Origin of the sequence: Streptomyces sp. NPDC049970, assembly GCF_040660235.1 — a bacterium.
In the GTDB taxonomy this organism is placed as follows: domain Bacteria; phylum Actinomycetota; class Actinomycetes; order Streptomycetales; family Streptomycetaceae; genus Streptomyces.
Map to the genome: position 1 here is coordinate 67,645 of NZ_JBFALP010000014.1, position 20,046 is coordinate 87,690.

Annotated in this window: 16 protein-coding genes and 1 riboswitch; of the genes, 11 read left to right on the forward strand and 5 right to left on the reverse strand. The window is 73.9% G+C overall.

All coding sequences use genetic code 11. The features are described 5' to 3' along the window. The first annotated feature begins 23 nt into the window (after nucleotides 1-23). The 6 genes from AB0I83_RS22870 to AB0I83_RS22895 all read left to right on the forward strand — a co-directional run bounded on the left by AB0I83_RS22870 (nucleotide 24) and on the right by AB0I83_RS22895 (nucleotide 6,313). The gene (locus tag AB0I83_RS22870) at nucleotides 24-971 is read left to right on the forward strand and encodes a carbohydrate kinase (protein WP_363305919.1); all 948 of its coding nucleotides are present in this window, start codon (nucleotides 24-26) and stop codon (nucleotides 969-971) included. 39 nt (nucleotides 972-1,010) lie between these two features. Then, entirely contained in the window at nucleotides 1,011-2,855 is a 1,845-nt protein-coding gene (locus AB0I83_RS22875; RefSeq protein WP_363305920.1) for an acyl-CoA dehydrogenase, read from the forward strand. Further along, nucleotides 2,852-3,013 carry a hypothetical protein gene (locus tag AB0I83_RS22880; protein ID WP_363305921.1) on the forward strand — a complete coding sequence of 54 codons (162 nt, stop codon included), beginning with the start codon at nucleotides 2,852-2,854 and terminating at the stop codon, nucleotides 3,011-3,013. The genes AB0I83_RS22875 and AB0I83_RS22880 overlap by 4 nt, the downstream gene beginning before the upstream one ends. A gap of 87 nt (nucleotides 3,014-3,100) precedes the next feature. Then, nucleotides 3,101-3,288, forward strand: a riboswitch (cobalamin riboswitch). A 57-nt stretch (nucleotides 3,289-3,345) separates the two neighbouring features. Further along, nucleotides 3,346-4,392 (forward strand): ABC transporter substrate-binding protein, encoded by a 1,047-nt coding sequence (locus tag AB0I83_RS22885; RefSeq protein WP_356532178.1) that lies wholly within the window; start codon nucleotides 3,346-3,348, stop codon nucleotides 4,390-4,392. Between the two features lie 71 nt (nucleotides 4,393-4,463). After that, a complete protein-coding gene (locus AB0I83_RS22890; protein ID WP_356532283.1) occupies nucleotides 4,464-5,471 on the forward strand; it encodes an iron chelate uptake ABC transporter family permease subunit in 1,008 nt (335 codons plus the stop codon). A 20-nt stretch (nucleotides 5,472-5,491) separates the two neighbouring features. Beyond that, entirely contained in the window at nucleotides 5,492-6,313 is an 822-nt protein-coding gene (locus AB0I83_RS22895) for an ABC transporter ATP-binding protein (protein WP_363305978.1), read from the forward strand. 57 nt (nucleotides 6,314-6,370) lie between these two features. Here the strand turns inward: AB0I83_RS22895 and AB0I83_RS22900 are convergent, their stop codons facing one another. After that, nucleotides 6,371-7,357 (reverse strand): PRC and DUF2382 domain-containing protein, encoded by a 987-nt coding sequence (locus tag AB0I83_RS22900; protein WP_363305922.1) that lies wholly within the window; start codon nucleotides 7,355-7,357, stop codon nucleotides 6,371-6,373. A 241-nt stretch (nucleotides 7,358-7,598) separates the two neighbouring features. On the opposite strand from AB0I83_RS22900, the gene AB0I83_RS22905 reads away from it, so the two are divergent. Further along, nucleotides 7,599-8,321, forward strand: coding sequence for an adenosylcobinamide amidohydrolase (locus AB0I83_RS22905; RefSeq protein WP_363305923.1), 723 nt, complete (start codon nucleotides 7,599-7,601; stop codon nucleotides 8,319-8,321). A 47-nt stretch (nucleotides 8,322-8,368) separates the two neighbouring features. After that, the gene (locus tag AB0I83_RS22910) at nucleotides 8,369-9,265 is read left to right on the forward strand and encodes an NAD(P)-dependent oxidoreductase (RefSeq protein ID WP_363305924.1); all 897 of its coding nucleotides are present in this window, start codon (nucleotides 8,369-8,371) and stop codon (nucleotides 9,263-9,265) included. Between the two features lie 4 nt (nucleotides 9,266-9,269). Here the strand turns inward: AB0I83_RS22910 and AB0I83_RS22915 are convergent, their stop codons facing one another. The 3 genes from AB0I83_RS22915 to AB0I83_RS22925 are packed head-to-tail and all read right to left on the reverse strand — an operon-like array spanning nucleotide 9,270 to nucleotide 13,104. Further along, the gene (locus AB0I83_RS22915) at nucleotides 9,270-10,529 is read right to left on the reverse strand and encodes a sulfite oxidase (RefSeq protein WP_363305925.1); all 1,260 of its coding nucleotides are present in this window, start codon (nucleotides 10,527-10,529) and stop codon (nucleotides 9,270-9,272) included. Between the two features lie 59 nt (nucleotides 10,530-10,588). Beyond that, a complete protein-coding gene (locus AB0I83_RS22920; RefSeq protein ID WP_363305979.1) occupies nucleotides 10,589-11,737 on the reverse strand; it encodes a homoserine O-acetyltransferase in 1,149 nt (382 codons plus the stop codon). Between the two features lie 5 nt (nucleotides 11,738-11,742). Next, nucleotides 11,743-13,104 (reverse strand): bifunctional o-acetylhomoserine/o-acetylserine sulfhydrylase, encoded by a 1,362-nt coding sequence (locus tag AB0I83_RS22925; RefSeq protein ID WP_363305926.1) that lies wholly within the window; start codon nucleotides 13,102-13,104, stop codon nucleotides 11,743-11,745. 595 nt (nucleotides 13,105-13,699) lie between these two features. On the opposite strand from AB0I83_RS22925, the gene AB0I83_RS22930 reads away from it, so the two are divergent. Next, nucleotides 13,700-14,575, forward strand: coding sequence for a GNAT family N-acetyltransferase (locus tag AB0I83_RS22930; RefSeq protein WP_363305927.1), 876 nt, complete (start codon nucleotides 13,700-13,702; stop codon nucleotides 14,573-14,575). A gap of 24 nt (nucleotides 14,576-14,599) precedes the next feature. Then, nucleotides 14,600-15,790 (forward strand): PP2C family protein-serine/threonine phosphatase, encoded by a 1,191-nt coding sequence (locus tag AB0I83_RS22935; RefSeq protein ID WP_363305928.1) that lies wholly within the window; start codon nucleotides 14,600-14,602, stop codon nucleotides 15,788-15,790. Between the two features lie 66 nt (nucleotides 15,791-15,856). On the opposite strand, the gene AB0I83_RS22940 is transcribed toward AB0I83_RS22935, so the two are convergent. Continuing rightward, a complete protein-coding gene (locus tag AB0I83_RS22940) occupies nucleotides 15,857-16,360 on the reverse strand; it encodes an NUDIX domain-containing protein (protein WP_363305929.1) in 504 nt (167 codons plus the stop codon). Between the two features lie 248 nt (nucleotides 16,361-16,608). Between AB0I83_RS22940 and AB0I83_RS22945 the strand changes: the two genes are divergently transcribed. After that, nucleotides 16,609-20,034 (forward strand): phosphodiester glycosidase family protein, encoded by a 3,426-nt coding sequence (locus tag AB0I83_RS22945; protein ID WP_363305980.1) that lies wholly within the window; start codon nucleotides 16,609-16,611, stop codon nucleotides 20,032-20,034. Nucleotides 20,035-20,046 lie beyond the last annotated feature (12 nt).

Here is a 20,046-nt window from a genome sequence, read left to right on the forward strand (position 1 = left end):
CGCCCCCAGGAGAACCACCGCCCATGCCCGACAGCCCCGCCCTGCTGGTCATCGGTGAATGCGTCGCCGACGTCGTCCGGCTTCCCGGCGCGCCGGAGCGGACCCACCCCGGCGGGAGCCCCGCGAACGTCGCGTACGGACTGGCCAGGCTCGGCCGCGCCACCACGCTGGTCACCCAGCTCGGCCCCGACGCCCACGGGCGGCTGATCCGGGACCACCTCGCCGCCGCGGGGGTGCGGGTGCTGACGGACGGGAGCCCGGCGCCCACCCCGGCCGCCACGGTCGAACTGGACGACGAGGGCCGGGCCACGTACAGCTTCGACATCACCTGGACCCTGGGCGCGGTGGAGCGGCCGGGGGAGCCGCCGCGGCACGTCCACACCGGCTCCCTCGCCACCGGACTCGAACCGGGCGCGGCCACCGTCCTGGACCTGGTGGAGACGCTGCGGACGGACGCGACCGTCAGCTACGACCCCAACGTGCGTGCCGGGCTGACGGGAGACCGCGCCCGAGCGGTACGCCGGGCCGAGCGCTTCGTCGCGGTCTGCGACATCGCCAAGGCCAGCGACGAGGACCTGCGCCGGCTGTACCCGGACGAGGAACCCGAAGACGCCGCCGCCCGCTGGCTGCGCGCCGGGCCGGCCGTGGTCCTCCTCACCACGGGTGCCGGCGGCGCGCTGGCGTTCCTGCGCGACACGGTGGTGCGCGTCGGCGCGCCGTCCGTCCGGGTCGCGGACACGGTGGGGGCCGGCGACGCCTTCATGTCCGGCACGCTGCACGCCCTCGCCTCGCGCGGGCTGCTCGGAGAGCGGGGCCGCACCCGGCTGCGGTCCATGGACACGGCCGTGCTGGGAGACGTGCTGCGCCACGCGGTGGCGTCCGCCGCCGTCACGGTGGGGCGGTCCGGCGCCCTGCCTCCCGACCGGGCGGAGCTGGCAGCGGCTCTGACCAGCGTCCCTGCCCCCGGGTGACGAGGGTGTCCTCGCCCCACCCCGGTCGTTCAACTCGGTATGACCGTGACCCTTACCGACTCCGCCCCACCCTCCACCGCCGATCTGCTGACCGGCGTCCTCCTCGGTCCCGAATTCCGTCGTGAGCACGGCTTCTGGCAGCGGCTGATCAGCACAGAACCGTTCCGCCGCCCCGCGGGGGGAACACCCGAGGAGCGACTGGAACTCGCCTACGACCGGCTGCGCATCCTCAACCGGTCGCTCGACAGCGGAGCACGCCTCGCCGCCGACCTCCGGGCGCTGGCCGCCCTGCACGCCTGGCTCGGCCCGGTGGACCCCGCGCTCACCACCGTCGCGGGCATCCACTACAACCTGTTCCTCGGCAGTCTCCTCGACCACGACCGAGCCGGCCGCCGCGACCTCTCCGACTACCTCTCCATGCGGCGCATCGGCACCTACCTCTGCACGGAGGTGGCCCACGGCAACAACGCTGCGGCCATGGAGACCACCGCGACCTACGACGGCGAACGGGACGGATTCGTCCTGCACACCCCCAACGCGGGCGCGCAGAAGTTCATGCCCAACACCGGCCCCGCGGGCGGTGCCAAGTCCGGTCTGGTCGCCGCCCGCCTGCTGGCCGACGGCACGGACCACGGCGTACGCCTCTTCCTGGTGCGGCTCACCGACGACGTGCGGCCCTTGCCGGGCGTACGGGTCCGGCAGCTGCCGGCGCGGATGGGCAGCCCCGTCGACCACTGCCTCACCTCGTTCGACCAGCTGTTCCTCGCGCGGGACGCCCTGCTCGGCGACGGCGAAGGAGCGGGCGCGCAGGGCGAGTTCAGGACCGGGCCCGGGGACAGGCGGCGGCGCTTCCTGACGACCATCGGGCGGGTCACCCCCGGCCGGATCTCCATGAGCGCCTGCGCCGCGGGCTCGGCCCGCGCGACCCTGGCGGTCGCGGTGCGGTACGGCGGCCACCGGCTCGTCTCCGGTTCCCGGGGCACACCGAAGGTGCCGGTCAACGCCTACCGGACCCACCACGGGCCGCTCGCCTCGGCCATGGCCACGGTCTTCGCCATGAGCCTCCTGCACCTCAGAGCGCAGGACCGGTGGGAGAGCTGTACGGACGAGAGCGGCCGTACGGAGGCCGGCACGCTCGTCGACGTGGCGAAGGCCTGGATCACCTGGCGCGCCCGAGAGGTCATCGTGCAGAGCCGCGAACGCTGCGGTGCTCAGGCCCTGCTGGAGAACAACGGCATGACCGAGCTGGTCACCGGGGTGGAGGGCGCCATCACCGCGGAGGGAGACAACATCGCCCTGTACGCCAAGGCGGCCGCCGACATGCTCTTCGCCGCCGACCCCGGTCGGGAGTCCACCGCCGTCCCTGGGCCCGGCGACCTGAGCGACCCGCGCTTCCTGCGCACCCTCCTCGCCGCGGTGCGGGACACCTGGTTCGCCCGGGCCAGGGCCCGGGCGCTGCGGGTGCCCGACGCCGACGCCCTCGGGCGGTGGAACGCGGCCTCGGGGCCGGCCCTGCGCGGTGTCGAGGCCTTCGCGTACCTCCAGGCCGCCGAGGCGTTCTCCGACGCGCGCTCCGCTCTGCCGGAAGGGGCGGCCAAGGAGCGGCTGGGGGAGCTGGAGCGGCTGTTCGCCGTCGAGTGGGTGGCCCGCAACAGCGGCGACCTGCTGGCCGCCGGGTTCCTGAGCCGCGATCAGGTCGAGTCCCTCGCGGAGACCGCCGAGGAACTGGTCGCGACCGTCGCCGCGCACGCACAGGAACTGGCCGGCTCCTTCGCCCTGCCCGCCGAGCTGCTGGCCGACTGGCCGATCGCGGGACCCGGTTACGCCGACGCGTACGACGATCCCCGGGCATCCTGGCACGCCGGTGGGGGAGAGGCCCGATGAGCGGCCTCCGCACGGCACGCGGCCTGGTGGGCGAGAGCCTGGAGATCCTGGTCCTCCGTGCCGTCCTGCTGGCCTACTGGGGAACCGTGTCGGTGCTCTCGCGCCGGTGCGGGAAGTCGTCCGCGACCGGCGGCGAATCGGTTCGCCCCCACCCCTGAGACGTCCGGCGGCGGGTGCGCGGGGACGGACTCCGCCGCACCCGCCGCCGTTCCTGGCACGGTCCCGGAATCCGTCGGAACACCGCGTGATAACTTGCAGAAGCCAGTCGTACTCCACGTGGAGTCAGGGAATCCGGTGCGAATCCGGAGCTGACGCGCAGCGGTGAGGGGGACGGGCGGGGCCACGGCCACTGGGACACCCTCGGGTGCCCCGGGAAGGCGCTCCGCCCGGACGAACCCGAGTCCGAAGACCTGCTGGCACCCGCTTCCGCACCGGGAGCGGAACTCCGTACCGGGCTTCGCGCAAGAGCCCAGAGACGCCGAGGGACTCCGTGCCGCCCATAGCCACCGCCGTACGCCGAACCACCCTGCTCATCGCGGGACTTGTCCTGCTGGCCGCCTGCGGCGGCAACGGCGGCGGCTCCTCCCGCTCCGCAGACGGCGCGGGCGCCGACGGCTACCCGGTGACGCTCAGGAACTGCGGACGCACCGTGACCGTCGCCGCCGCCCCGCACCACGCGGTCTCCCTGGACCAGGGATCGACGGAGATCCTGCTCTCGCTCGGCCTCCAGGACAGGCTGGCGGGCACCTCCACCTGGACCGACCCGGTGATGGAGGGGCTGGAGAAGGCCAACGCGAAGGTCCCCCGCATCGCGGAGAACCGCCCCTCGTCGGAGAAGGTCCTCGGCCTGGAACCCGATTTCGTCAGCGCCTCGTTCGAGTCGACCCTCGGCAAGGGCGGTGTGGCGCCCCGCGAGCAGTTCGAGGACCTCGGAGTGCCCACCTACGTCTCGCCCGCCGACTGCACGGCCAAGGACAACAGCGGCAGCGGCGACGGTTCCCGCACCGAGCCCCTGACCATGGACAGCGTCTACACGGAAGTGCGGGACCTGGCAAGGCTGTTCGGGGTCCCGGAACGGGGCGACGCGCTCGTCTCCGAGCTGAGGGCCCGGATCACGGCGGCCACCACCCGGACCGACGCGTCCGACGCCACGCTGCTCTACTGGTTCGCCAACTCCGAATCCCCCTACCTGGCGGGATGCTGCGGGGCTCCGGGCATCATCACCGGGGAACTCGGGGCGGAGAACGTCTTCGACGACACGCACGAGGAGTGGCCCCAGATCAACTGGGAGACCGTCGCGGACCGCAACCCCGACGTGCTGGTCATCGGCGACCTGACCCGAAAGTCGCAGACCGCCGAGAGCGCCCGCAAGAAGATCGCGTTCCTGGAGTCCAACCCCGCCACCAGGAACATGGACGCCGTGCGGCACAAGCGGTACGTCCTGCTCAGCGGCCAGGCCATGAACCCCGGCATCCGGACCGTGGAGGGCGTGGAACGCGTCGCGGCCGGGCTGCGCTCGTTCGGACTCGCGGAGTGACGGACACCCGACCCGCGCCGACCGTCGCCCCCGAGTCGGCGCCCACCGGCCGGGCGGCCGGATCCGGTGTCCTGCGCGACGGCCTGGTGTGGACCGCCGGTGCGGCCCTGCTCCTCCTGTCCGTCGCGGTCGCCGTCACGATCGGCCCCGCGCGCATCTCCGTCCCGGACGTGTGGTCCGCGGTGGCCTCCCACCTCGGCGTCGGAGAGGCCCGGCTGACCCCCATCCGGGACGGCATCATCTGGAACCTGCGCATGCCCCGCACCCTGCTCGCCGCGGTGTGCGGGGCCGGGCTCGCGGTGTGCGGCACCGTGATGCAGTCCCTGCTGCGCAACCCGCTGGCCGATCCGTTCGTCCTCGGCGTCTCCTCCGGCGCGTCCACCGGGGCGGTCGTGGTCGTGGTCCTGGGCGTCGGCGGGGGAGCGGTGCCCGTCTCGGCGGGCGCGTTCGTCGGGGCCCTGTTCTCCTTCGCCCTCGTGCTGCTGCTCAGCCACACCCTCGGCGGCTCCACCGACCGTGTCGTCCTGTCCGGCGTCGCGGCCATGCAGCTCTTCTCCGCCCTGACCTCCTTCGTCGTGATGACCGCCGCCGACGCGGAGCAGACACGCGGCGTCCTGTTCTGGCTGCTCGGCTCCCTGAGCGGGGTCGGCTGGAGCGACGTGTGGCTGTGTTCCGCCGTCCTGGCCGTCACGCTGCTGATCTGCCTCGGCCATGCCCGCACCCTCGACGCCTTCGCCTTCGGCCAGGACGCGGCCGCCGCACTCGGGGTCCACGTCGCCCGCACCCGGATCGTGCTGCTCTGCACGACCGCGCTGCTGACCGCGGCCCTCGTCAGCTCGGCGGGCGCCATCGGCTTCGTCGGTCTCGTGCTGCCGCACGCGGCCCGGGCGCTGACCGGCTCGGGGCACCGCAGGCTGCTGCCGGTGACCGCACTGGCCGGGGCCGTGTTCCTGGTCTGGGTCGACACCCTGGCCAGGACCGTCCTCGACCCGCAGGAGGTGCCGGTGGGGGTGGTCACCTCGCTGATCGGGGTGCCCGCCTTCGTCCTGGTCCTCTACCGCACCCGGAGGAGCGCGTGACGCGGGAGAAGCCCGCGGCCGTGTCTCCGGGCGAGGGCCTGCGGGCGGCACGGGTCAGCAGGGAGGCCGGCGGAAGGATCGTGCTGGACGGGGTGAGCGTCTCGCCGGCGCCCGGCGCCACCGTCGGCCTCCTGGGTCCCAACGGCTCGGGCAAGACCACCCTGCTGCGGGTGATGGCGGGCGTACTCACCCCCGGCGCGGGCGTGGTCACCCTCGACGGCCGCACCCTCGCCGACACCGGCCGCAGAGCCGTGGCCCGTCGTGTGGCCGTGGTCGACCAGCACGCGGTCACCCAGGTCGACCTGAACGTCCTGGACGTCGTACGCCTCGGCCGCATCCCGCACCGGCGCGCCTGGTCCGCGCCGGGGCCCGAGGACGAGGCCGCCGTACGCGATGCGCTGGCGCGCACCGGACTCGCCGACCGCGCCGGGCAGTCCTGGCACACCCTGTCAGGAGGCGAGCGGCAGCGCGTCCAGATCGCCCGGGCACTCGCCCAGGAGCCGCGCGAACTCCTGCTGGACGAGCCGACCAACCATCTGGACATCCAGCACCAGCTGGAGCTGCTGTCCCTGGTCGCCGCGCTCCCCGTGACCGCGGTCGTCGCGCTCCACGACCTCAACCTGGCCGCCATGTTCTGCGACCGGATCACCGTGATGAGGGAAGGCCGGGTGGTGGCCGGCGGAACGCCCTCGGAGGTCATCACCGAGGAACTCATCGCCGACGTCTACCGGGTGCGCGCCGTCGTCACACCGGAAGGACCGGACGGCCGGCCCGCCGTACGCTTCCTGCCGGGCCGCGCCGTCCCCGGAGCACGGCGACGCGACGAAGGGACGGCCCCGTGAACCTCCCGGGTCCGCCCCTCGCTGTGGTCGTGCGGCGCGTGGCCGCTGTGTGAGGGGTCAGCGACGACGTCCCTGGCCGAACTCGCCGCCCATGTCCTTGCCGCTGCCCATGTCCTTGCCGTCCGCGTAGTCGATCTTCTCCTTGCGGATCTCGGCGGAGACTTCCTTCTGTTCGGTGACCTTGCTGGTCTCGAGACGGACCCGCTCCACCGGGACAGCCTCCTTGCGGACGGTGGCTCGTTCTGCGTGCAGGGTGACCTCGACGTCCTGTTCACCGAGGTCGGTCCGGCCCGCGGTACCCGTCGCCTTCTCGTCCGGCTGGAAAGGCTCGCGCACCACGCGTACCTCCTCGTGCGACACGGGCACCGTCCTGGTGACGTTCTCGGTGACGACGTACTTGTGCAGGCGGGCCCGGCCGCTCTCGTACTCCTCCGTACCGACCTGGAGCTGCTCCTCGGACCGGATCATCTCCTCCTGGCCACCGGCGCCCCCGGCGGACCGCTCGGCTCCGGCTCCCGCGAGCGGGCGCGACGTGGAGGACGTGTCCATGTCGCGGTGCCCACCCGCGCCGGCACCGGTGGTGCCCATGCCGGCTGTGGTGTCGGTGGGCTTCGTCCGGCCGCCCTTCGCCGCGCCGGCGGCCCCGGCCGCTCCGGCGGCGCCCATGGCCGCCGTGCCGGTCCCGGAGGCCGTGCGCCCGTCACCGCCGGTCCCGGTGCCCTTCCTGCTCAGCCCGTAGTGCCGGTAGAGCTCCTCCTCCTCCGCGACGGACAGGTGCGCGTCCGCGTCGACCCGGGGGGCCTCCTTGACGCGCTCCTTCGGATGCGAGATGTGCAGGTCGGACCCCACACGCCGGGCTCCGGCGAGCGGAACGAAGCTCTCCTTCATGCCGAACATGCCGGTCTTGACCGTGATCCAGTCCGGCTTGCCGGTGTCGTCGTCGACGTACACCCGCCCGACCGTGCCGACCTTCTCGCCGTCACTGTCGTAGACGGTCAGACCGTCGAGTTCTCCGGAATCCGTGAAACCGTCAGCGGCTCCCATGCCGATTCCTCCTCGCCCGGGCGCGTCCTGTAGGTGGGTCCAGCAGGGGAGGCGCGTCCGGATTCCATCGCGCCTCACCCGGTTGGACGCTGCAACTTCCCGGCCCGGTCGGCGAGCGGTCCGGGACACCCGGGATGGGCGGTGGCCCCGCTCCACGCGGCTCGCGGCCCACGGCCCGGGTTACGCCATTCGGGTGAGCGCCCTCCTGGGTGCGCCGCTTCCCGCGCCCCGGCCCGACCGTATGATTGACGCGCATTCGCCGACCGTCGGCGGGCCATTGCACCGGGGGTGCGCCATCGGTTCCGCACGTATCGACCTGCCGAGGCAGCGCGGCGAACTGCTGGCCCGGCAGGAGGACGGCGTCGGCCTCCACCACCTCGTCTGGCGGCTGGGAACCGGCTGGCGGGTGTGCAGCAGCGCCGTGCTCGGCGGTGGGATCGGACCACGCGGCTGGATCCTGAACGCCCAGGTGCCCGGTGGCTATCCCCGGCTCGACCCCGACCGCCACCTGGCGGAGATCGCGGCGGCCGAGGGGCTCACCGGTCCCGGCGCCGGGCTGATGACGGCCGCCGACGTGACCGCGTACACCACCGCGGACGACGGCGGGGTGAGGGCCACGGTCACCGGGGGGCTCGGAGTACGGGGGTGGGCGGCGGTGCCTGCCGAGGGCTCCGTCGGACCGCTGCCGCCGGGCACCGTGAACATCGTCGTCACGTTTCCCGTCGCCCTCTGCGACGCCGCTCTCGTCAACGCGGTGGCGACCGCCACCGAGGCGAAGGTCCAGGCGCTCCTGGACGCCGGACTCGACTGCTCCGGCACACCGACCGACGCGGTGTGCGTCGCCGCGCCCGACCCCGGGGACCGGCCCGGCGAACCGTTCGCGGGGCCGCGCTCGCGCTGGGGCGCGCGACTCGCCAGAGCCGTACACGGCGCCGTACTTGACACCGCGCTGCGGCAGGCTTGAGACCCGCCGGTCCCGTGACCGGTCCGCATCGACGAAGGGAACCTCCCATGACCACCCCGCACTCCGCGGACGCAGCCCCGGGCACGCCGACCGTCGCGGTCCTGGGCACCGGGATCATGGGATCCGGGATGGCCCTGAGCCTGCTCAGGGCCCGGCTCCCCGTCCGGGTCTGGAACCGCACGCGGGCCAAGGCGGAGCCTCTGGCCGCGCACGGCGCCACGGTGGCCGGCACCGCCGAGGAAGCGGTGCGCGGCGCCGACGTCGTCCTCACCGTGCTGAACGACGGCCGGTCCGTGACGGAGACGCTCACCGCCGCGACACCCGGGCTGCGCCCCGGGCAGATCTGGCTGCAGTGCTCCACCGTCGGCATCGACGCCACGGCCGACCTCGCGCACCGGGCCTCCGGCCTGGGCCTGGTCTACCTCGACGCCCCGGTGTCCGGCACCAAGCAGCCCGCCGAGCAGGGCGCGCTCACCGTCTTCGTCGCCGGCCCGTCCGGTGCCCGCGCGACGGCACTGCCCGTGCTGGAGGCCATCGGACAGCGCACCCTGTGGGTCGGCGACGAACCGGGCGCGGCCACCCGGCTCAAACTCGTCGCCAACACCTGGGTGATCAACATGGTCAACAGCGTGGCGGAGTGCCTCAACCTCGCCGAGGGCCTCGGGCTCGACCCGCGGCTCTTCCTGGACGCGATGAAGGGGGGACCGCTCGACACGCCGTATCTGCAGGGCAAGTCGGCCGCCGTGCTCTCGGGCGACCTCGGCCCGAGCTTCGCACTCTCCACGGCGCTCAAGGACACCCGGCTGATCCTGGACGCCGCCGAGGCGTCCGGGGTCAGGCTGGACCTGGTCGCCGCCTCCGCCGAGCGGTTCACCCGTGCGGAGGCGGCCGGACACGGGGACCAGGACATGATCGCCACGTACTACGCGGGCCGCGCCGAATAGCGCGTCAGACGACGGTCACCGGATGCCTCACCACCGCGTCGAAGAGATAGCCCTGCGTGTTGTGGGCCGCCGTCGCGGGCTGGGTACGCCCCGACCGGTCCGTCGCCCGGGCGAGCAGCACGCCGGGGCCCGCGGTCCGGGGCACCCAGTCGGCCGTCCACCGCACCCAGCTCCCCGCGCGGGGCTCGTCGCGCAGCCGGGCCGCGCGCCACACGGTGCCTCCGTCGGTGCTGACCTCCACCCGCCGCACCGGGGCGCCACCCGACCAGGACCGGCCGGTCAGCAGGTGCCTGCGGCCGGCGTCGAACGAGGCACCGGGCGGGAGTTCGAACGCGCTCTTGAGCGTCTGGCGGGTCAGCGGCGCACTGCCCTCGGGCGGGTACCCCGGTCCGAACAGCCGGTACAGGCCTGTGTTCCACGGAGTCAGCAGCGGTTCGGCGCTCACCTCGATGTCGCCCACCCACTTGATGTTGGCGATGCCCACCCAGGACGGCACGATCAGGCGGACCGGGGCGCCGTGGTCGGGAGGCAGGGGCTCGCCGTTCATCTCGTACGCGAGGAGCACGTCGTCCAGCGCTTTCGCCACCGGCAGCGGCCTGCGGACCCGGCCCAGGTTCGTGCCGTCGCTGACGACCTCGGCGTCCAGGCCGCGCGGCAGCACGTCCACGGCGTTCGGGCCGATGCCCGCCCGGCGCAGCACATCGCCGAGCCGCACCCCGCGCCAGCGAGCCGTCCCGATCGCGCCGAGGGTCCAGGCGGTGCCGCTGACCTGCCGGCCCTGCTGCGAGGTGAAGAGGCTCCGGCCGTTGCCCGCGCACTCGACGAACGCGGTGCGGCAGACCGCCGGAAGGGCCCGCAGCGCCTCGTACGAGAAGTCCACCGGCCCGCCCCTCAGCCCGCTGCCCCACACCGTGAGCTTCCATTCGGCCGGGTCGATGAGAGGGGTCGCCGTGTGGTTGCGTACGAAGAAGCGGTCCGCGGGAGTGAGCAGCCCGGTGTCCCGCAGCGCCGCGAAGTTCGTCTCCGCGTTGGTGCCGCGCACGGTGAACAGTTCCGGTGGCAGCGGCTTCACCACCCCCGGCGACGTGACCGCCGCACGGGCCGGGGCGGCGGCGGCCGGGACCAGTGGAGCGGCGAGTGAGGCCGCGGCGACCAGCCGCAGCAGATCACGGCGGTCGATACCCGCCGCTCGCGCGCTGCCGCGGGACCACTGCCGCAACCGCATCCGGTCGTAGGCGGCTTCGGACTGCGGTTCGGAACTCATGGGTGCTCCTGGGGGAGGGGGCCGGAGGGGAGGGCGGGCTGTGCGGTCCGTCGGAGGGGTCAGTGGGCGGCTGCCAGCAACTCCCGCACGAGGGAACCGACCTGGCCGGTCTCGATGAGGAACCCGTCGTGACCGCAGGGGGATTCGATGGTCCTGAGGCGGTCGGCGCCCGGCAGCAGGGCCGCCGCCTCCGCCTGTTGGGCGAGCGGGTACAGCCGGTCGGAGTCGATGCCCGCCACCAGGGCGGGCATGTCCGCCCGGCGCAGGGCCCGTGCGACGCCGCCGCGGCCCCGACCCACGTCGTGACCGTTCATGGCCTCGGTGAGCGTGACGTAACTGCCCGCGTCGAAACGGCGCACCAACTTGGCCGCGTGGTGGTCGAGGTACGACTCCACCTGGTAGCGCCCGCCCCGCGAGGGCACCTCACCGGCCTGTGCCCGCCTCCCGAACCTGGCCGCCAGCTCCGGCTCGCTGCGGTAGGTGACATGGGCGATCTGCCGGGCCAGCCCGAGTCCCCGGTGCGGACCCGAGCCGGGCGGCGCGTCGTGGTAGTCGCCGCCGCGCCAGCCCGGGTCGGCCCGGATCGCCGAGATCTGCAGACCGCCCCAGGCGATCTGTTCGGCCGAGGACGCGGTGGGGGCGGCGAGCACCAGCAGGGACCCCGTACGGTCCGGGCGGCTCACCGCCCATTCGAGCGCCCTCATGCCCCCCATCGAACCGCCGACCACCGAGGCCCACCTGCCGATTCCCAGTGCGTCGGCGAGCCTCGCCTCCGCGGACACCTGGTCACGGATGGTCAGAGACGGGAAGGCGGAGCCCCGGACGGCGCCGGGGCGCACGGACGAGGGCCCGGTGCTGCCCTGGCAGCCGCCCAGCACGTTCGGCGCGACGACGTACCAGCGGTCGGTGTCCAGCGCGCGGCCGGGCCCGATCAGCTCGTCCCACCATCCGGCCGAGGGGTGTCCGGGGCCGGCGGGACCCGCGGCGTGGCTGTCACCGGTCAGCGCGTGCAGGACCAGCACCGCGTTCGCGCCGTCCGCGGCGAGGCGACCCCAGGTCTCGTAGGCGAGCCGTACGCCCGGCAGCGTGGCCCCGGACTCGAGTCCGAGCGGCCCGTCGAGCGTCACCCACGAACGGCGGCCGGGCGGATCCCCCTCCCGCCGGCCTCCGGAGGCCGGCGGGAGGGGGAGCGCCGGGGGCGCGGCGATCCGGTTCAGGACGCCGCCTCGGCGGCGCGGAACCCTGCCTCCAGGTCGGCCTTGAGGTCGTCCACGTTCTCCAGACCGACCGAGAGCCGCACCAGCCCCGCGGTCGCCCCCGTAGCCGTGAGCTCCTCCTCGGTCAGCTGACTGTGCGTGGTGGAGGCCGGGTGGATGATCAGGCTCCGCACGTCACCGATGTTGGCGAGGTGGCTGAACAGCTCGACCGCGTCCACGAACCGCTTGCCCGCCTCCACCCCGTCCCGTAGCTCGAAGGCGAGCACTGCACCCGCGCCGCGCGGCAGATAGCGCTGCCCGGCCTCGTACCAGCGGCTGGACTCCAGGCCCGCGTAGTGGACCGCCGACACCTCGTCGCGTGCCTCCAGCCAGCGGGCCAGTGCCAGCGCGTTCGAGGTGTGCCGCTCCAGACGCAGGCTCAGCGTCTCCACACCCTGGAGCAGCAGGAACGCCGAGTGCGGCGAGAGGGCGGGGCCGAGGTCGCGCAGCAGTTGTACCCGAAGCTTCGCCGCGAAGGCGCCGGGCCCGAGGTCCGGCCAGTAGCGCAGTCCGTGATAGCTCGGGTCGGGTGCGTGGAAGTTCGGGAACCGCTCGGCGTGCGCACCGAAGTCGAAGGTGCCGCCGTCCACGGCGACACCCCCGATCGTCGTGCCGTGCCCGCCGAGGAACTTCGTCGCGGAGTGCACCACGATGTCCGCGCCGTGTTCCAGCGGCCCCAGGAGGTAGGGGGTGGGCACCGTGTTGTCGACGATCAGCGGTAGCCCCGCCCCGTGCGCCACGTCCGACACGGCCCGGATGTCGAGCACGTCGCCGCGCGGGTTCCCGAGCGTCTCCGCGAACAGCGCCTTGGTGCCCGGCCGGATCGCGGCACGCCATGCCTCGATGTCGTCGGGGTCCTCCACGAACGACACCTCGATGCCGAACCGGGGGAGGGTGTGCCGGAACAGGTTGTACGTACCCCCGTAGAGGGAGGCGGAGGAGACGATGTGGTCCCCCGCGCCGGCCAGCGTCAGCAGCGCGAGCGTCTCGGCGGCCTGGCCGGAGGCGAGTGCGACGGCGGCGACCCCGCCCTCCAGCGCGGCGACCCGCTGCTCCAGGACGTCCTGGGTGGGGTTGTGGATCCGGGTGTAGATGTTGCCGGGCTCGGCCAGCGAGAACAGGTCTGCCGCGTGCTGGGTGTCGCGGAAGACGAACGACGTCGACTGGTAGATCGGCACCGCCCGGGCGCCCGTCGTCGGGTCGGGGACCGCACCGGAGTGGATCTGTTTCGTCTCGAAGGACCAGGCGGCCCCGGCGTCCTGCCGGTCGTGGTCCTCAGGCGTGTGCCCCGCGGTGACGGAGTCGACGGGCTGGCTCATGTCATACCTCGCACGGTGGTTCGGAGGGTGCCCGCGCGAGCACGAGAGGCGACGCGCGGCGGCGTACTGTTCACGGACCGTAGAGGCCACCGGTGCGGGGACGGAAGCAGGTCGCGCACGTGGCCACGAAGCTGAAACGCCGCCGCAACAGAAGCGCCCGGAGCCGGCGCGTCCCGCGTTCGGGCGCGTGCCGGAAGGCATCGACTCGTGTGGTGGAGAAGTCCGTCGGAGTCACGCCGGTGGCGATGCCGACCGGAAGGCGCCGCGATCGCTCTCCGGGGCCGTCGCGTCCGGGCCCCGGGCGGGCGGGAGCGCACGAAACCGCCCCACCGGTACGGGGGAGCCCGGTGGGGCGGCCGTATCCAGGGTGCCACAGGCGGAAGCCTGTTGGGGGCGGATCCGGGGCGCCGGTGCACGATTCACCGAACCTCCGCGTATCGGTACCCGTACCCGCCCCCCGACCCGGTCAGCCCCGGGAGTGCCGGCCGCGTTGGTTGCGCTCTCGTGAACAGCTCGGCCCCGGGGAATAGGTGCAGGGTGAATCGGCATTCCACCCCTGTCGTCGGTCGCCGAAACCACCGGAGCGAGAGAACCCATGTCCGAGGCCACACCCCTGCCCGTGAACGAGTCCGCGAACCCGCACGCGCCCGTGGACGGGCCCGCGCCCGCGAATCCTTCCGTACCCGGGAAGCCGGCTGATCCCGGGGCCGCGGCCCCCGTGCCTCAGGGGCATCCGCTGGACAATCCCGTCCGCGCCTCACTGACCGGGCCGCACGCCCGCTTCGCCGAACGGCGTGGCAGGGTCCTGCGCTACCACCCCGACGTCACTCCGTGGCTCGCCCTGCCCGACGACCCCGAACCCCGGGACTGGGCCGACGTCGCCCTCCTCGCGGGACCCGGGAAGTCCGTCACCCTCACCGCCTTCCGCGAGCCGCCCCCCGCCGACTGGGAGATCGTCTTCCGGGCCGAGGGCGTGCAGCTGGTGGACGACTCCGTGGCCGCCGAACCCGAGCCGGAGGCCCTGCTCCTCGGCCCCGCGGACGTGCCGGAGATGCTCGACCTGGTCGCGCGCACCCGCCCGGGTCCCTTCCTGCCCCGCACCGTGGAGCTCGGCACCTACCTGGGGATCCGCCGCGCCGGGGTCCTGGTCGCGATGGCGGGGGAGCGGCTGCACCCGCCCGGCTGGACGGAGATCAGCGGCGTGTGCACCGACGAGTCCGTCCGGGGCCAGGGGCTCGCCGGCCGCTTGGTCCGTGCCGTCGCCCACGGCATCCGGGAGCGCGGCGAGACACCCTTCCTGCACGCGGCCGCCGCCAACACCTCAGCCGTACGGCTGTACGAGAAGCTGGGCTTCACCCTGCGCCGTACGACCTCCTTCCTCTCCGCTGTCGTCCCGGCGGACGCCGAGCCGCGGACCGACGCCAGGACCGCTGACCGGAGGACGGGTAGCTTGGAACAAGTGGGGCGATAGCGACGAAAAGCTGGGAGGCGTGCCGTGGTCAGAGGGCTCCGGCGCCTCCCGGAGGCGGGCAGGCCGCCACTGCCGGGGACGGACCCGGAAGAGACCGCCGCGGGCGCCGCCCGCATCGGGAACTGGGCGCTCGCGCTCTGGCTCCTCGTGCTGACAGCCGTGATCGTCTCCCTCGACGCCCTCACGGGAACCGACCTGCCCGTCATCCCGCTGATGGTCGTGCTGCCGGCGCTGGCCTCGGTCTTCTGCACGGTCCGGCAGACCACCGCCGTCGCGGCATGGGTCACGCTGGTGGTCGTCGGATCCCGCATCACCCTGGCCGGGGCGTTCTGGGACGTGGTGTTCCTCATCGGCTTCACGGTCCTCGCCAGCGCCCTGGGGGTGGTCGCCTGCGCCGCACGCATCCGGCACGCCACCGAGGTGGCACGGCTCCGCACGGCGGCCGTGGCGCTCCAGCGCCAGATCCTGCGCCCCCTCCCCGTCGCCACCCGCCAGATCTGCGCCCACGGGTTCTACGAGCCGATCGAGGAGGACCGGTTCGTCGGCGGGGACATCTACGAGGTCGTGCAGTCGCCCCACGGGACCCGGGTCATCATCGGCGACGTGCAGGGCAAGGGGCTGCCCGCGATCGGCGTCGGTTTCGCCGCCCTCGGCGCGTTCCGTGAGGCCGCCGTCCGGGAACCGGAACTCACCGCGGTGGCCGAGGCGGTCGAGGACGCCGTCGTGCGGCACAACGACTTCTCCGCGGAGACCGGCGAGACGGAACGCTTCGTCACCGCGCTGCTGCTCGGCTTCGACGGAGGCGACCGGGTGCGGGCCGTCAACTGCGGGCACCTCCTCCCGAGGCTGCTGTGCGACGGAACCGCGTCGGCCGTCACGCTGGACCACACGTCCGTACCCCTGGGCATGGCCGATCTCGGCGGGGAGGCGCGCGTCGCGGAGTGGGTCCGGTTCCCGCCCGGCTCGGCCCTGCTGGTCTACACCGACGGGGTGACCGAGGCGCGGGACGCGACCGGTGCCTTCTACCCGTTCGACGAGCGGCTCGCCGCGTGGGCGGGGCGGAAGCCGCCCGAGATCCTCGACGCACTCCACACGGACCTCCAGGAGTTCTCCGGCGGCGTACCGCGCGACGACGTCGCCGCACTGGCCCTGAGCAGGCCGGCGGACGCCGGGGCCGTGCCCGGCGGGCCGGAGCGGCGGGAGTGCGTGGACTGACGGCCGGCGGGGTCCCTGGCGGTACGTCCCCCGGTCGTCGGGGCGCCGAGGTGGCCCCCGCGAGGTCTATGCCGCCCCCGGCGTCCTCCCGTCCCGGACATGGGCACGAAGCCGCTCGACGAAGACCCGCTGGCCCTTCACCAGGCGATCACGGGCCTCGTCCGCCGTGCACCAGGCGAACCGGTCCATCTCGGGGAAGTCCCGCTGCACACCGGACCCCCTCGGCCATTCCATGGTGAAGGTCCCGGGCACCGCGCGGGCGGGGTCCAGGTCTGCTTCCACGGCCCAGACGGCCACGGTCTTCCCGCCGGACTGACGGGCCTCGCCCAGCGGCACCCACACCCCGTCCGGCAGGGGCAGTCCGAGCTCCTCCTCGAACTCCCGGCGGGCGGCGGCGGCGGACTCCTCACCGGGTTCGGGCTCGCCCTTGGGGACGGACCACGCGGCGTCCTCGCGGCCGGCCCAGAACGGGCCGCCCATGTGGCCGATCAGCACTTCGGCGTCCCGGTCGCCGCCCTCGCCGACGACGCGGTAGAGCAGAATTCCCGCACTGCGCTTGGCTGTCGACATGTCGTCAGTCTGCCGGTCGGACAGGGCGACGGCCACCCGCTGCCGCGCCGCCGGGGAGTCACTCCATCGCCGCCCGCCGTTCCTCCTGATGTCCCTGTTGTCCTCTGGTGTGTGCCCCCGCGCCCGGTCATGCTGTCCGCCGACAGCGCTTTCCGCGCGCGATCCGCTCCGCACCAGGAGGATTTGTGGGCCTTGGCAGACTCCGCGGCGCCCTTCGGCCACTCGTGCTGCTGGCGACCGTGTCGGCGATGGCGGCCGGGGCCGTCGCACCCGCGGCCGCCGACCAGGATCCGGACCCCCGCCCGCACACCGCCGCCGAGATCCTCAGACCCGTCGCTCCCCCTCCCGCCGGCGGCCCGTCAGGCGACCCGAGATCCGTCGTGGACGGGGACGGCATCGAAACGGCCCGCGCCTCACGGCCCGTCGCCCCCGGCGTCCGACTGGACTCGTACGACCGCCTGGAGTCCGACAAGTGGCTGAGGGTCGACTCCCTCTCCGTGGACCTGGCCGCCGGTGTGCGTGCCGACTACCTCTCCACCGGCAAGGTCACGGACCGGCGCACCGTCTCCGAACTCGCGGCCGGGCACGATCCGGGGCCCGGCCGCCATACGGTCGCCGCGGTCAACGCGGACTTCTTCGACATCAACCAGACCGGGGCGCCGCAGGGCCCCGGCGTCAAGGACGGCCGGACGGTCCATTCCCCGGCCCCCGGGACCAACCGCGCGGTGGGCATCGGGCCGCGGGACGCCGGACGTGTCCTGGAGCTCTACTTCGAGGGCACCCTCACCCTCCCCTCGGGCGCGCGCCCGCTCGCCGCCTACAACGCGGCGAACGTTCCGGCCCAGGGAGTGGGCGCCTACACCTCGGCCTGGGGCAGTGCCGACCGCGCGCTGACCGTCGACGACGCGCAGCCCGTCGCCGAAGTCGCCGTACGCGGTGGAAAGGTGGTCTCCGTCTCCGCCACCCCGGGGTCGGGAGCCGTACCCGAGGACACCGTCGTGCTCGTCGGCCGTGAGGCCGGTGCCGGCCCGTTGTCGGACCTGGAGCCCGGTGACCCGGTCGGCATCGAGTACCGCGCTCGTACCGACGCCGGGGAGGTCCCGCGCACCGCCGTCGGGGGGCGGGAGCTGCTCGTCGCCGACGGCGTCGCGCAGAACCACGACGGCGAGGGCAACAACACCGCGGCGCCCCGGACCGCCGTCGGCTTCTCCAGGGACGGCCGCACCATGCAGATCCTCACCGTCGACGGCCGCCAGGCCGACAGCGGCGGCGTCACCCTCACCGAACTGGGCGAGATGATGCGCCGCGCCGGCTCCTTCAGCGCGCTGAACCTCGACGGCGGCGGCTCCTCGACGCTCGTCGCCCGGGAGCCGGGCAGTGACGCGCTCATGACCGAGAACAGTCCGTCCGACGGCAGTGAGCGCACCGTCCCCAACGGCCTCGCCCTGACGGCACCCGACGGCAGCGGCAGGCTCGACGGCTTCTGGGTGGAGACCCGGACGCCGCCGGGCGCCGCCCCCGGGGACGACCCGGTCGCCGGAGGACACCCCGAGCGGGTCTTCCCGGGCCTCACCCGGCGGCTCACCGCGGCCGGATTCGACGAGACGTACGGTCCCGCCGCGGGCTCGCCGCGCTGGCGCGCCATGAGCCCCGCCGTCGGCCGTGTGGACCGGGAGGGCACCTTCACCGCCCACCGCAGCGGGACGACCGACGTACGGGCCGAACGCGCCGGTGCCCACGGCGGGACCCGGCTGACGGTCCTCGACCGGCTGGCCCGCATCCGGCCGACCACCCAGCGCGTCGGCCTCGCGGACGCGCGGGCCACCGGCGGCTTCGGCATCGTCGGTCTCGACGCCCACGGTGCGAGCGCACCCGTCGAGCCGGGCGATGTCACCCTCGACTACGACCACGCCCTGTTCGACATCGCCGACGACGGGCGGGGATCCTTCACCGTGCGGTCCCGCACCGGCGACGGAGCGGGACTGGTCAGGGCCACCGTGGCCGGAGCCGAGACCGCCCTCGCGGTCGGTGTCGGCCTCACCGAGCAGGCGGTGTCCACCTTCGACGACGCGGGCTCCTGGAAGTTCAGCCAGGCCCGCGCGGACGGCGCGGTCGCCGCGACGCCCGAGGGGCACACCGGCACGGGACTGCGGCTCACCTACGACTTCAGCCGGTCGACGGCCACGCGCGCGGCCTACGCGGCTCCGCCCCGGCCGGTACCCGTGCCGGGCCGCCCTCAGTCGTACACGCTCTGGATCAAGGGCGACGGCAACGGCGCCTGGCCCACCCTGCACCTCAAGGACGCGGCGGGCTCGGACCAACTGCTGCGCGGGCCGTACGTCACCTGGACCGGCTGGCGGCAGATCACCTTCGCCGTGCCGCCGGGTGCCGCCACGCCGCTGTCCGTGTACCGCTTCTACCTGGCCGAGACCGCCGCGGCACGGCAGTACACCGGTGAGGTCGTCGTCGACGACCTGTCCGCGCAGGTGCCGCCCGACGTGGATGTCCCCGAACAGGTCGTGCCCGCCGATCCGTTGATCGACAGCGCCGCCGTGACCGGGCGCAGGGACTGGCAGTTCGCGGTGATGTCCGACGCCCAGTTCGTCGCCCGCGAGCCGGACAGCGAGATCGTCCGGCAGGCCCGCCGCACCCTGCGCGAGATCAGGGCGGCGCGGCCGGACTTCCTCGTCGTCAACGGTGATCTGGTCGACGAGGGGTCGCCCGCCGACCTCGACTTCGCCCGGCAGGTCCTCGACGAGGAGCTCGGCGGCGCCCTGCCCTGGTACTACGTACCGGGCAACCACGAGGTGATGGGCGGGAGGATCGACGACTTCGTCGCCCGGTTCGGCCCCGCGCAGAGGACGTTCGACCACGAGGGAACCCGGGTCATCACCCTCGACACCTCGAGTCTCGGCCTGCGCGGTGGCGGCTTCGCCCAGATCAAGGAGCTCCGGGCCCAGCTGGACGCCGCGGCGAAGGACCGGTCCGTCGGCTCCGTGATGGTGATCGAGCACGTGCCGCCACGCGACCCGACCGTGCAGAAGGGCAGCCAGCTCAGCGACCGCAAGGAAGCCGCACTCCTCGAACAGTGGCTGGCCGCCTTCCGCCGTACGACGGGCAAGGGCGCGGCCATGGTCGGCAGCCACGTCGGGGTCTTCCACGCCTCGCACGTCGACGGAGTCCCCTACCTGGTCAACGGGAACTCCGGCAAGGCGCCCGCCGGTCCCCCGGACGAGGGGGGCTTCACCGGGTGGTCGCTGATCGGGGCCGACCGCGTTCCGCGGAGCGAACAGGCCGAGGCGCGCGAGCGGCCCTGGCTCGGCGGGCCCGACTGGGTGTCCGTGCAGACCCGCGCCCACGTCGACGCGCTGTCCCTGGACGCGCCGTCGGAACTCGTGGCGGGCGAGCGCGCGCACGTCGGAGCGAGTGTCACCCAGGGCGCGCGCGGCGTGCCGGTCGCCTTCCCGCTCAGCGCGGACTGGACCGGCTCGCCCAACGTCCGCGTCGGCGGTGCGGACGGCGCCGGCCGACGGCACATCGCGACGCTGGACCCGGCCACGGGCACGCTCACCGCGCTCCGCCCGGGCGGTATCACGCTCGCCGTGACCGTCAACGGCACCACCAGCCAGGTCCGGATCACGATCGCGGCCGAGGCGGTGGCACCAGCTGCCTGACGCTCCATCACG

Bases quoted from the DNA above. Each gene is read 5' to 3' on its own strand.
- AB0I83_RS22870 (WP_363305919.1), top strand. From the start codon at position 24: ATGCCCGACAGCCCCGCCCTGCTGGTCATCGGTGAATGCGTCGCCGAC.
- AB0I83_RS22910 (WP_363305924.1), top strand. From the start codon at position 8,369: ATGACCACCCCGCACTCCGCGGACGCAGCCCCGGGCACGCCGACCGTC.
- AB0I83_RS22875 (WP_363305920.1), top strand. From the start codon at position 1,011: ATGACCGTGACCCTTACCGACTCCGCCCCACCCTCCACCGCCGATCTG.
- AB0I83_RS22930 (WP_363305927.1), top strand. From the start codon at position 13,700: ATGTCCGAGGCCACACCCCTGCCCGTGAACGAGTCCGCGAACCCGCAC.
- AB0I83_RS22900 (WP_363305922.1), bottom strand. From the start codon at position 7,357: ATGGGAGCCGCTGACGGTTTCACGGATTCCGGAGAACTCGACGGTCTG.
- AB0I83_RS22905 (WP_363305923.1), top strand. From the start codon at position 7,599: ATGATTGACGCGCATTCGCCGACCGTCGGCGGGCCATTGCACCGGGGG.
- AB0I83_RS22940 (WP_363305929.1), bottom strand. From the start codon at position 16,360: ATGTCGACAGCCAAGCGCAGTGCGGGAATTCTGCTCTACCGCGTCGTC.
- AB0I83_RS22925 (WP_363305926.1), bottom strand. From the start codon at position 13,104: ATGAGCCAGCCCGTCGACTCCGTCACCGCGGGGCACACGCCTGAGGAC.
- AB0I83_RS22915 (WP_363305925.1), bottom strand. From the start codon at position 10,529: ATGAGTTCCGAACCGCAGTCCGAAGCCGCCTACGACCGGATGCGGTTG.
- AB0I83_RS22945 (WP_363305980.1), top strand. From the start codon at position 16,609: ATGGCGGCCGGGGCCGTCGCACCCGCGGCCGCCGACCAGGATCCGGAC.
- AB0I83_RS22880 (WP_363305921.1), top strand. From the start codon at position 2,852: ATGAGCGGCCTCCGCACGGCACGCGGCCTGGTGGGCGAGAGCCTGGAG.